Source organism: Kitasatospora sp. NPDC002965, from assembly GCF_040611255.1.
Taxonomy (GTDB): domain Bacteria; phylum Actinomycetota; class Actinomycetes; order Streptomycetales; family Streptomycetaceae; genus Kitasatospora.
Window position 1 is genome coordinate 1 of record NZ_JBEXNT010000069.1, and the last position, 11,557, is coordinate 11,557.

Here is an 11,557-nt window from a genome sequence, read left to right on the forward strand (position 1 = left end):
GCCGCCCCGGGCGGACCCGGGGCGGCAGCGGCGTCGTTCGGCGGGGTGCGGGCCGGTCAGCCCTCCGCGGCCGGCACGGCCGCCGGGATGTTCCCCAGCCCGTCCGCGCCGACCTGGACCGCCGACTCGTCCAGTGCCGCCGAGACGACCGGCTGCGGCTTCCCGTCGAGGTCCAGCACCGGCACCGCCTCCTTGTACCAGGACTCGATGACGGCGTTGCCCCAGAAGTCCCGGCGCCGGTCGTCGTTCACGTTCCAGCGGAAGGTCTCGTGGTCCGGGTCGCCGGTGTAGTAGTCGGAGGTGTAGATCTCCACCCGGTGGCCGTCCGGGTCGCGCAGGTACACGTAGAAGGCGTTGGACACGCCGTGGCGCCCGGGCCCGCGCTCGATGTGGTGCTCGGCCCGCAGCGAGCCGAAGATGTCGGCCGTCCGCAGCACCTGGTGCGCCTCGGGGGCGAAGACCCCGACGTGGTGCAGCCGCGGCCCGGCGCCGCTGGTGAACGCGACGTCGTGGACGGTCTGCTTGCGGAACATCCAGGCCGCGTACAGCTCGTGCTCGTCGCCCTCGATGGTCTCCGAGCAGCCGAAGCCGAGGGAGCGGTAGTGCTCGTAGGCGGCGGGTATGTCCGGCACCACGATGTTGAAGTGGTCCAGCCGGGCGACCTCCGCCCCCCGGCGCAGGTCGTACCGCTGGATGAGCCGCTCGGCCCGCTCGATCGCGTGGAAGAACTCGACGGTGAAGCCGAGCGGGTCCACCACGCGGACGGCGTCGCCGACGCCGCGGGTGCCGGTGCCGGCCGGGACCCGGCGCACGGGGCAGCCGAGTGCGGTGAAGAACTCCTCGGCGTGGTCCAGGTCCTCCGGGGTGCGCACCCGGTAGGCGAGGTGGTCCAGCGCGGCGGCGTCGCCCACCCGCAGGACGAGGCTGTGGTGGGTGAGCTCGTCGGTGCCCCGCAGGTACAGCGTGCGGTCGTCCTCGTACTGGACGTGGAAGCCGAGCATGTCGACCCAGAACCAGCGGGTCCGGGGCAGGTCGGTGACGACCAGCTGGGCGTAGGCGGAGCGTACGACGTCCGGGGGGGTGGGCATCTCCGTGACCTCCATCTGCGGGTCAGTGCTGCTCGTCGGCGCCGAAGCGCGGGGTGTGGACGTCACCGAGCATCACGTGGACGATCTTGGACTCGGTGTAGAAGTCGATGCTGTGCGCACCGCCCTCGCGGCCGAGGCCGCTGGCCTTGACCCCGCCGAACGGCGTGCGGAGGTCGCGGACGTTGTGGGAGTTGATCCAGACCATGCCGGACTCCACGGCGTGGGCGACCCGGTGACCCCGCTTGAGGTCGGACGTCCACACGTAGGCGGCCAGACCGTACTCGGTGGCGTTGGCCAGGTCAATGGCCTCGTGTTCGTCGTCGAACGGGGCGACCGCCACCACCGGGCCGAAGATCTCCTCCTGGAAGATCCGGGCGTCGCGCGGCACGTCCGCGAAGACGGTCGGCCGGAGGTAGTTCCCCTCGGGCAGGTGCTCCGGGCGTCCGCCGCCGGCGACCAGCCGGGCCTCCGTGCGTCCGGTCTCGACGTAGTCCAGCACCCGCCGGTAGTGCTCGGGGTGCACCAGCGCGCCGACCTCGGTCGCCGGGTCGCCCGGCAGGCCGACCCTGACCCGCTCGGCCCGCTCGGCCAGCCGGCGGGTGAACTCCTCGTACAGCGGGCGCTCGACAAGGACCCGGGAGCCGGCCGTGCAGCGCTCGCCGTTGAGCGAGAAGACGCCGAACACCACCGAGTCCAGGGCGGCCTCGACGTCCGCGTCGGCGAAGACCACGACCGGGGACTTGCCGCCCAGCTCCATGGAGACGGTCTTCAGCCGGTTCGCCGAGCAGCGCACGATGTGCCGGCCGGTGGCGGTGGAGCCGGTGAACGACAGGATCGGCACGTCCGGGTGGTCGACCAGGGCCTGACCGGCCTCCGGGCCGAGCCCGTGCACGATGTTGACCACGCCGGCCGGCACGCCCGCCTCGGTGAGGATCTGCGGCCAGAGGCTGGCGGACAGCGGGGTCCACTCGGCGGGCTTGAGCACCAGGGTGCAGCCGGAGGCGATGGCCGGTGCCAGCTTCCAGCTCTCCAGCATGAACGGGGTGTTCCACGGGGTGATCAGTCCGGCCACGCCGACCGGCGTGCGCACCACGTAGTTCAGCTGCTGGCTCCCGACCCGGAACGCCTCCTCGCCGAGGGCGACGACGACGTCGGCGAAGTAGCGGAAGTTCTCGGCGGCGCGCCGGGCCTGGCCGCGCGCCTGGGTGATCGGCAGGCCGGTGTCGAAGGACTCGAACGCGGCCAGCTCCTCCTCGCGGGCCTCGACGGCGTCGGCGATCCGGTTGAGCACGGTGGCCCGCTCGCGGTTGCCGAGTGCGGCCCACGCGGGGAAGGCGGCCCTGGCCGCCGCGACGGCGCGCTCGACGTCGGCCGCGCTACCCGCCGCGAGGGTGGCGTAGGGGGTGTTGGAGACCGGGTCGGCGACGTCGAGGACGCGGCCGTCGGCGGAGGGGGCGGCCGCTCCGCCGATCCAGTGCAGGATCGCGCCGGGCAGTCCGGCCGGGCGGGCCGGCGCGCCGGCGGGGTGGGCGGCGGCCTCCGGGGTCGCCTGGGTGCTGGTGGTCATCTCGTCTCCTGCTCTCGTGGTGGGCGGGGCCGCCGGCCCCGGGGTCACAGCTGCTGGGTCAGGTCGCCGCCCGCGGCGAGGAGCGCGCGGATCCGCTCCAGGCCGGTGTCGGTCGGGGCGGTGAGCGGCGGACGGACGTGGTCGGAGGCGATCCGCCCCTGCCGGGCCAGGACCCACTTGGCGGGGGCCGGGTTGGTCTCCACGAACAGCAGGTCCACCAGCGGGTGGAGCCGGTAGTGCAACTCGCGGGCGCCGGCGTGGTCGCCCTGCTCCCACAGCTCGTACATCCGGGCCACGGCGGCGGGTGCGAGGTTGGCGACGGCGCTGATGAACCCGGCCCCGCCGAGCGCCATCAGGGGCAGACAGAGCAGCTCGATGCCGGACCAGACGAGCAGTTCGGGGCCGCAGGCGTGCAGGACGCGCGAGAAGTGCTCGAAGTCCTTGGTGGTCTCCTTGACGCCGACGACGTTGTCGAAGTCGGTGAACAGCCGGCGCACCGTCTCCGGCTCGATGTCCACGGCGGTGCGCGAGGGCACGTTGTAGATCACCAGCGGCAGGTCGGGGAACTCCCGGGCCACCGTGGCGTACCACCGGTAGAGCGCCTCCTGGGTGGGCCGCGCGTAGTACGGGGTGATCACCAGCGCGGCGTCGGCGCCGAGTTCGGCCGCGGCGGCGGTGAGTTCGAGGGTCTCGTCGAGCTTGGCGGAGCCGGTCCCGGGCAGGAACGGCACCCGGTCGGCGATCTCGTCGGCGGCGGTGCGCATCGCGGCGATCCGCTCCGCGACGCTCTGCGCGCTCGGCTCGCCGGTGGAGCCGCCCAGCGAGATGCCGTGCGAGCCGGAGTCGAGCTGCCAGCGGACGAGGGCGCGCAGCGAGTCGTGGTCCACGGCGCCGGCGTCGGTGAAGGGGGTGACCACGGGGGCGAGGGAGCCGCGGATCACGGACGGGTCGCTTCGGAACTTCATCGGTTCTCCGTCGGGAGTGGGGGGAGGAGAGGGGGAGAGGGGCGGGGAAGTGCGGGCGGGGAAGTGCGGGAGGGAGCGGGGGTCAGTCGCCCTGCGGCCGGTTCTCGCGCAGGTAGAGCGCGCGCCAGTGCTCGTCCATCGGGTAGAGCCCCTTGATGCCGGCGCCCCGGTCCACCTGCCGCAGGATGAAGCGCTCCTCGTCCTCCTGCGTGACGGCGGCCCGGGCGACCTCGGCGGCCAGTGCGGGCGGGATGACCACGACCCCCTCGGCGTCGCCGACCAGCACGTCGCCGGGCATGACGAGCACCCCGCCGCAGGCGACCGGCACCTGCGAGTCCATCGGGACGTGCCGGCGGCCCAGCACGGCGGCGTGCGCGACGGCGTAGTAGGAGGGCAGGTCGAGCTCGGCGAAGGCCGGGCTGTCGCGCAGCCCGCCGTCGGTGACCACCCCGGCCGCGCCGCGGCGCAGCGCGCGCAGCGCGAGGATGTCGCCGAGGGTGCCGGAGCCGTGCTCGCCGCGGGCCTCGATGACCAGCACCTCGCCGGGCAGGATCTCCTCGACGGTGCTCTTCTGGGCGTTCATCCCGCCGCCGCGCTCGGCGAACACGTCCTCGCGCAGCGGCAGGTAGCGCAGGGTGCGGGCGACGCCGACCATCCGCAGGTCGGGGCGGGCCGGGCGGACGCCCTCGATGAAGTGGTGGTCGATGCCGCGTGCGCGCAGCTGGCTGGAGAGGGTGGCGGTGGAGACGGTGCGCAGCGCGGCGGCGGTCTCCTCGTCGAGGCCGGCCGGGCCCGCGGGGGCGGCGGCGCGTCCGGCCGCCGACGGCGGGTGGCCGGCGTCGTGCGCGGATCCGTAGGCCGCCTGCCGGGCGGCCTCGGTCGCCCGCGGCAGCGCGCCGTACTCGGTGACGCCGGGTTCCTCGGCGACGATCTCGTTGCGCAGCCGGCCGCTCTCCTCCAGCTCGACCTCCACCACGTCGCCGGGGCGGACGACGGTGGAGCCGGCCGGCGTGCCGATCAGCAGGACGTCGCCCGGCTCCAGGGTGGTCGAGCGGGACAGGTCGGCGATCAGCAGGTCGACGGGGAAGAGGAGTTCCTCGGTGGAGGCGTCCTGGACGAGCAGGCCGTTGACCCAGGTGCGCAGCCGCAGCCGGGCCGGATCGACGTCGGTGAGCAGGGCGGGGCCGACCGGGGTGTAGCCGTCGCGACCCTTGGCCCGCAGGTTGGCGCCGAGGTCGGCGTGCTTGAGGTCGTAGACGCCGAAGTCGTTGGCGGCGGCGTAGCCGGCCACGTGCTCCAGGGCGTTCTCCCGGGAGACCCGGTGGGCGCGGGTGCCGATCACCACGGCGATCTCGCCCTCGAAGGCGAGCAGTTCGCAGCCCGCCGGGCGGACGACGGGCCGTCCGCTCCAGGAGAGCGAGGTGGGGGGCTTGAGGAAGTAGGAGGGGGCGTCCGGTGTCCGGCCGCGTTCAGCCGCGCGGCTGCGGTAGTTGAGGTGGACCGCGATGATCTTTCCCGGCGCCAGCCCTAGGGGGTGCTCCACGTTGCCCTCCTGTAATCGTATACGGCATCATGCACGATAGCGGACGCGATGGGCGCTGACCATGGTTGATCGGATGCGACTTCGTACATGATCCGTGGGCGCAGATCGACCCTGTCGAGGTCATGACCGGGGAGGGTGCGTGCAGTACTATCAAAAATCGTATGCGAAAACTGGGGAGAGGTGCAGGGGCATGAGAGAGATCGACGGCCTGGCGGTGCGGATCATCACGCCGGCGGAGGGCGACGTGCGGACCACCGGAGGGGAGCCGCCCGTCGTCCTGCTGCACGGCTTCGTCTCCGACGGCGTGACCGACTGGATCGCACCGGGCACCGCCGCCGCGCTCGCCGCCACCGGCCGTACCGTCGTGGTGCCGGACCTGCCCGGCCACGGCGCCTCGGCCGACCCGGTCACCGCCGCCGAGATGGGCGCGGGCGCCCTGACGGACCGTCTGCTGGCGGCCCTGGACGCCCTCGGGGTGGGGGAGTTCGACCTCGTGGGCTACTCCCTCGGCGCCCGGCTGGCCTGGGAGTTCCCGGCCGTCGCGCCCGGGCGGGTGGGGCGCGTGGTGCTCGGCGGGCTCAGCCCGCGCGAGCCGTTCGCGGCCGTCGACGTCGAGGCGCTGCACCGCGCGGCGGCCGGCGGCGGCGAGCCCGAGGACCCCTTCACCGGCATGGTCGCCGGCCTGGTCCGCTCGCGCGGCGACCGGGCCCCGGCCCTCGCCCGCTGCGTCGAGGGGCTGCGCAACACCCCTTTCGCGCCGGGCGGTTGGGCCGGCCGGGTCGCGCCGGTCGTGGTCGTCGGCGCGGACGATGTGATGACCCGGGGCATCGAGAGTATCGTTGCTCCCCTTGACGGGGCGGAGCTGGTGACCGTCCCCGGCGATCACCTGGGGGCCGTGGCCGGTGCGGAGTTCCGCCGTGTCGTACTGAAGGCCCTCGCACGGTGACCGCACGGGGCGCGCGGACCGCCGAGCGGTCCGCCACGGGGGCGATGGCCGGTGTGAGGAAGGACGAGGGAACGGCGTTGGGTTCCGCGAAGGACCGATCCACCGGCGGGTCGAAGGCCGAGCAGAGTTACGAGCTGCTCCGCTCACGCATCCTCGACGGCACGTACGGGCCGGGCTACCGGCTGGTCATGAACCAGCTCGCGCAGGAGACCGGGGTGAGCACCATCCCGCTGCGCGAGGCGCTGCGCCGGCTCCAGTCGGACGGCCTGGTCGAGGTGGTGCGCAACATCGGGGCCCGGGTCGCGGTCTTCGAGTCCGTCCAGGTCGAGCACTCGCTGCAGATCCTGGCCCGGCTGGAGGGGTACGCGACGGCCATCTGCGCGCCGCTGCTGACGCCGGACCAGATCGCCGCCTCGCGCGAGATCAACGCCCGGATGGTGGCCGCGCTGGACGAGTTCGACCCGGCTGCGTTCACCGCCCTCAACCGCACCTTCCACTTCTCCATCTACCAGCACTGCCCGGACGCGCACCTGCGGTCGCTGCTGGAGGCCGAGTGGGCCAGGCTGGACCACATGCGGCGCTCCACCTTCACCTACGTCCCGGGCCGGGCCCGGCGCTCGGTGGTGGAGCACGAGCACATCCTCGACCTGATCGAGCGGGGCGCCGACATGGCGGAGATCGAGCGCGTGGCCTGTGCCCACAAGGCGGCCACCGCCGACGCGCTGCACCAGGCGAAGCCGTCGGGCTGAGCCGGACCCGGCGTCCGGACCCGGGTCCGGACGCCGAGTGGGGCGCCGAGTGGGGCGCCGAGCCCGCAGCAGGGGCGGCACGCGGAAGGGGCGGGAGTCCGAGGACTCCCGCCCCTTCCGGGTTCTGCGGGGGGTCACACCAGCAGCTGGCCGCCGTCCACCTGCACCACGGCGCCGGTGATGTGCCGGGCCTGTCCGGAGGCCAGGAACAGCACCAGGGGCGTCAGGTCGGACGTCTCGGCGATCCGGCCGAGCGGGATGCGCGTCTCCCAGAGACCGCGCGCCGTCTCGTCCTCCATCAGCGGCGCCGTCATCGGCGTGTGCACCGGCCCGGGGGCGACGCCGTTGACCCGGATGCCGTGCCCGGCGAGTTCGAGGGCCGCGGTCCGGGTGAGGGCGTCCACCCCGGCCTTGGTGGCCTCGTAGTGGCCGAGCCCCGGGGTCGGCTGGCGGGCCCCGATCGAGCTGATGTTGACGATCGCCCCGCCCCGGCCGGTGTCGGCCATCTGCCGGCCGACCACCTGGGTCACCGTGAAGGTGCCACGCAGGTTGACGGAGACGACCAGGTCGAAGATCTCGGCGGGCAGGTCGAGCAGCGGACCGCCGCCGCCGGCCAGGCCCGCGTTGTTGACCAGGACCTCGACCGGGCCGAACCGAGCGGTGGCCTCGGCCAGGGCGGCGGTCACGCTCTCCCGGTCGGTGACGTCCATGGTGACGGCGAGCGCACCGGCGCCGATCCCCTCCGCCACCGTGTCGGCCGCCGCACGGTTCAGGTCGGCGACCACCACCCGGTCGCCGGCCGCCGCGAACGCCTCGGCGACCGCGCGGCCGATGCCGCTGCCCGCCCCGGTGACCAGGACGACGCGCCCTTCGGTGCTCATCGTGCCTCCGCGATGAGGATGCGCGGGCTGCCGGGCAGCGCGCGGGTCTCGACGGGCTCCCAGCCGGCCTCGCGCAGCCAGCCGCGGACCTCGTCCTCCGGGTAGACGATCGTGCCGTCGATCACCAGGTACTCGCCGGCGTGCAGGGCGTCGATGCCGCGCTGCTGCTCGTCGGAGTCGAGGAAGAAGTCGAGCAGGACCAGCTTCGCACCCTCGGCCGCCGCCGCGCGCGCCCGGCGGACGATGGCGCGGTTCTGCTCGGCGTCGAAGCGGTGGGCCACGTGCTCCAGCAGCACCAGGTCGAAGCCCCCCGGGACGTCGCCCGTGACGGCGTCGCCCTCGACGATCTCCACCCGGTCGTCCACCCCGGCGCCGGCCAGCACGCCCCGGGCGTGGCCGACCAGCTCGCCGGCCGAGAAGAAGGTGCCCCTGAGGCCGGGGGCGGCCTTGAGGGCCTCGGCCAGGAACGAGCCGGAGAGGCCACCGAGGTCCAGCACCCGCTCGTGCGCGGTGAAGTCGTAGTGCTCGGCGAGCTGGCGGGCGTGCAGCGCGTTGTAGGTCATCACGCCGGCCAGGAAGGTGGTCATCCGGTCGCCGCCGAGGTCCAGCCGGTTGGGCTCGGCGGTCCGGCTGGTCTCGCCGAAGCCCAGCCAGTGGCCGTAGCTGATCTCGTCGAGGAAGGTCAGGAAGGGGCGGAGGTCGATCTCGCCCTCGGCGCCGGTGAGGTAGGCGGCGGTGCTCGCGGAGTTCGCGTAGCGTCCGGCCGTACGCTCCAGCAGTCCGAGGCCGGCCATCGCGTCGGCCAGGATGCGGCTGGTGCGTTCCGGCAGGCCGGTGCGGGCGGCGATCTGCGGGACGTCCTGCGGGCCGTCGGCGAGCGCGGCGAACAGGCCCGCGTCGGCGGCGGCGAAGAGCTGCTTGGCGGCCATGTAGCCGACGGCCACGTCGACGATCGGCGTCGGGTCCGCGGAACGGGGGGATTCCGGACGAAGGGACATATCGCGTCCTCCTTGACGGTCAAAGAATATGCCGGATGCTATACGATCGTCTTCCCGGCGGCCAGAGCCGGACTACTCGGATCCCAGGAGGTTGACGTGGAGCTCTCGCAGGCTGACTCCCCCCACGGCGGTGCGGGCGCGCCGGACGGTGCGTCCGCGACGGACCGCGTGCCCCGGCGCAGGCTCGGCGCCGACGGCCCGGAGGTGCCGGTGTTCGGCCTCGGCTCGTGGAACACCTGGGACCGGATGACCACCGACGAGGCCGCCGAGCTGGTCTCCCGCGCCGTCGCGCGCGGGGTCGACCTGTTCGACGTCGCCCACTACAACTTCGGGCCGCACGCGGAGAACGCGGTCACCGACATCATCTTCGGCGAGGCGGTCCGCACCGCCGGTCTGGCCCGCGAGGACTACCTGCTCTGCGGGAAGCTCTGGCTCTGGGACTACCCGAAGGCGTCGTTCGCGGAGCAGCTGGACGTCTCGCTGGCCCGGGTCGGCACCGACCGCGCCGACTTCGTGGTGGCCGGCGACCACCTCGGCGAGCTGGACGTCCACTCCGTGGTCACCGACGTCGCCGAGCTGGTGCGGGCCGGGCGGTTCACCGCCTGGGGCGTCAACAACTGGTCCGCCGACGACCTGTGGGCCGCCCGCCGGTTCGCGCTCGCCGAGGGCATGGTCCCGCCGTCGTTCGCCCAGCTCAAGTACAGCCTGGCCCGCCGCTCGGTGCCCGAGGGGGAGCCCTACGGCCGGCTCTTCGACGAGGCCGGGCTCGGCCTCCAGGCCTCCGACGTCTTCGAGGGCGGCATCCTGGCCGGCAAGCTGCACCCGCAGCGCAAGATCGGCGCCGACCCGGGCGGCATCCGCGAGCGGATCCGGGAGTCCTACCCGGAGGTGCTGCGGGTCGCGGAACGCTTCGGCGCCACGCCGGCCCAGCTGGCCGTCGCCTTCACGCTCACCCACCGGGCGGCCGCCAGCGTGCTGTTCGGCGCCAGCAGCATCGAGCAGTTCGAGACCAACCTCGGCGCGCTGGACCTGCTGGAGCGCCACGGCGGCGAGCTGCGCGAGGCGGTCGCCGGTCTCTGGCTGGACCGCGACGTCGTCCACCCCGCCGCCTCCTGGGGTACCGACGCCCCGGCCCGCTGACGCCCGTCCGGCAGGGCCCGGCGGCTCCGCAGCGGCGACGGGCGCGCCCCGGACCTCCACCGTGCGAGGTCCGGGGCGCGCCCGTCGGGTCCGTTCCGTCCGTCCTGCCCGTCCTGCCCGTCGCGTCCGCCGGGCCGCGGCGGTCACCGCTCCGGGCTCAGACCTCGTGCACCACCCGGCCGTCGACCACGGTCATCGCCACCGGGACCTCGGGCAGCGCACCCGGGTCGACGTCCCGCAGGTCCGCGCCGAGCAGGCACAGGTCGGCGACCTTCCCGGCCTCCAGGGTGCCCTTCCAGCGCTCGGCGCCGTCCTGCCGGGCCGGCGCCACGGTGTAGGCGTACAGCGCCTCGTCGAGGGCGAGCCGCTGCCCGCGGCCTCCCGCGGTGCCGTCGGCCCCGGCCCGGGTGGCCGCCGCCGCCACGCCGGCCCGCCAGTCCGGAGCGAGCACCGGAGCGTCCGAGCTGAGGCAGAGCGGGACACCGGCGGTCAGCGCGTCGCGCACCGGCCAGGCGTGGGCGAGGGCGTCCGGGCCGAGGGCCCCGGCGAGCATCGGGGCGGTCGCGGCGGCGATGCCCGGCTGGGTGTTCAGCCCGACCCCGGCGGCGGCCATCGCGGCGAGCGTCGCCGGGTGGACGACGTCGCCGTGGATGAGGTAGTGGCGGCCGTCCCGGCCGTCCGTCGCGCGGGCCTCGGCGAAGGCCCCGGTGACCACCCGGGTGGTTCGGCTGCCGGTGGCGTGCACCCCGATCTGGTGACCGGCCGCGTGCGCGGCGCGGATCATCGAGCGCAGGTTCACCTCGCGCTCGCCGGCGTCGGCGCCGTCCACCAGCAGGGCACCGTGGCCGCCGTCGGCGTACGGCTCCTCGCTCCACGCGCTGCCCATCGGCGGGATGCCGTCGGCGAAGATCTTCACCCCGGCGACGCGGAACCAGCCGGGGACCTCGGCCGGCGCCCGGAACCCGGCCAGGCCGCGCAGCAGGTCGGTGGCGCTGCTCGCGCCGTCCAGCAGGCCGAACAGCAGCAGCGCGGTGACCCGGGCGCGCAGCAGGCCCTCGGCGGCCAGCTCGGCGTACTCGTGCAGGACGGCGGAGGAGAAGCAGCCGGTGGGTCCGGCGTCCTCGCCGGGTCCGAGGCCCGGTTCGGTGTAGCTGGTGATGCCGAGCGAGGCGAGCAGGTCGCCGGTGCGGAGGATCGCGCGGCGCCGCTCGGCGGGGGTTGTGAGGGCGGCGAGCGCCGGCCCCTCGCCCGCGTGGTCGTGCCCGTCGTGCCCGTGCGCGTCGTGCCCGTCCCCGCCTCCGGGGTGGTCCGGCCCGCCGCCGGTCGGGGCGGCCGCGGCGAGCTGGGCCATCAGGGTGTCCGGCCACATGGTGCCGAGCCACGCCCCGTGCAGGTGCGAGTCGTTGATCCCGGGGATCAGCGAGCGTCCGCGCAGCTCCACCACCCGGGTACCGGGCCCGACGAGCGGCGCGACCTCGGCGTCGGTGCCGGTCCGGAGGATGGTCCCCCCGCTGACCGCGAGCGCCTGGGCGACCGTCCGGGCGCCGTCCATCGTGTGGACACGGCCACCCCTCATGACCAGGTCAGCCGTGGTGATTCCGGTCTGGAGTCCGTTGCGCATCTTCTTGCTCCCAGCTCTGGACACCGTGGATTGTGACTCTTAACGTACATGGAATCAGA

At 74.3% G+C, this 11,557-nt stretch carries 10 protein-coding genes; 3 read left to right on the plus strand and 7 right to left on the minus strand.

The annotated features are described in order from the left end of the window. Positions 1-56: 56 nt before the first annotated feature. The 4 genes from hpaD to ABZY91_RS24685 all read right to left on the minus strand — a co-directional run bounded on the left by hpaD (position 57) and on the right by ABZY91_RS24685 (position 5,163). On the minus strand, positions 57-1,088 hold the full coding sequence (hpaD, locus tag ABZY91_RS24670; RefSeq protein WP_329879822.1) for a 3,4-dihydroxyphenylacetate 2,3-dioxygenase: 1,032 nt from the start codon (positions 1,086-1,088) through the stop codon (positions 57-59). A 22-nt stretch (positions 1,089-1,110) separates the two neighbouring features. Further along, entirely contained in the window at positions 1,111-2,655 is a 1,545-nt protein-coding gene (gene hpaE, locus ABZY91_RS24675; RefSeq protein ID WP_355405260.1) for a 5-carboxymethyl-2-hydroxymuconate semialdehyde dehydrogenase, read from the minus strand. A 44-nt stretch (positions 2,656-2,699) separates the two neighbouring features. Next, positions 2,700-3,620 (minus strand): 4-hydroxy-tetrahydrodipicolinate synthase, encoded by a 921-nt coding sequence (gene dapA, locus ABZY91_RS24680; protein WP_355405261.1) that lies wholly within the window; start codon positions 3,618-3,620, stop codon positions 2,700-2,702. Positions 3,621-3,702: 82 nt separating this feature from the next. After that, complete coding sequence (locus tag ABZY91_RS24685) at positions 3,703-5,163, minus strand: fumarylacetoacetate hydrolase family protein (protein WP_355405262.1); 1,461 nt, start codon at positions 5,161-5,163, stop codon at positions 3,703-3,705. 190 nt (positions 5,164-5,353) lie between these two features. On the opposite strand from ABZY91_RS24685, the gene ABZY91_RS24690 reads away from it, so the two are divergent. Together ABZY91_RS24690 and ABZY91_RS24695 are read left to right on the plus strand one after the other, a co-directional pair. Further along, positions 5,354-6,109 (plus strand): alpha/beta fold hydrolase, encoded by a 756-nt coding sequence (locus ABZY91_RS24690; protein ID WP_355405263.1) that lies wholly within the window; start codon positions 5,354-5,356, stop codon positions 6,107-6,109. 77 nt (positions 6,110-6,186) lie between these two features. Beyond that, a complete protein-coding gene (locus ABZY91_RS24695; RefSeq protein ID WP_329947646.1) occupies positions 6,187-6,858 on the plus strand; it encodes a GntR family transcriptional regulator in 672 nt (223 codons plus the stop codon). A 134-nt stretch (positions 6,859-6,992) separates the two neighbouring features. On the opposite strand, the gene ABZY91_RS24700 is transcribed toward ABZY91_RS24695, so the two are convergent. Then, a complete protein-coding gene (locus ABZY91_RS24700; protein ID WP_329879829.1) occupies positions 6,993-7,739 on the minus strand; it encodes an SDR family NAD(P)-dependent oxidoreductase in 747 nt (248 codons plus the stop codon). Beyond that, the gene (locus ABZY91_RS24705) at positions 7,736-8,737 is read right to left on the minus strand and encodes a methyltransferase (protein ID WP_355405264.1); all 1,002 of its coding nucleotides are present in this window, start codon (positions 8,735-8,737) and stop codon (positions 7,736-7,738) included. Before ABZY91_RS24705 ends, ABZY91_RS24700 begins: the two co-directional genes overlap by 4 nt. A 96-nt stretch (positions 8,738-8,833) precedes the next feature. On the opposite strand from ABZY91_RS24705, the gene ABZY91_RS24710 reads away from it, so the two are divergent. Further along, the gene (locus ABZY91_RS24710) at positions 8,834-9,877 is read left to right on the plus strand and encodes an aldo/keto reductase (protein WP_355405265.1); all 1,044 of its coding nucleotides are present in this window, start codon (positions 8,834-8,836) and stop codon (positions 9,875-9,877) included. Positions 9,878-10,034: 157 nt separating this feature from the next. Here the strand turns inward: ABZY91_RS24710 and ABZY91_RS24715 are convergent, their stop codons facing one another. Further along, positions 10,035-11,498 (minus strand): amidohydrolase family protein, encoded by a 1,464-nt coding sequence (locus ABZY91_RS24715; protein WP_355405266.1) that lies wholly within the window; start codon positions 11,496-11,498, stop codon positions 10,035-10,037. Positions 11,499-11,557: the final 59 nt, after the last annotated feature.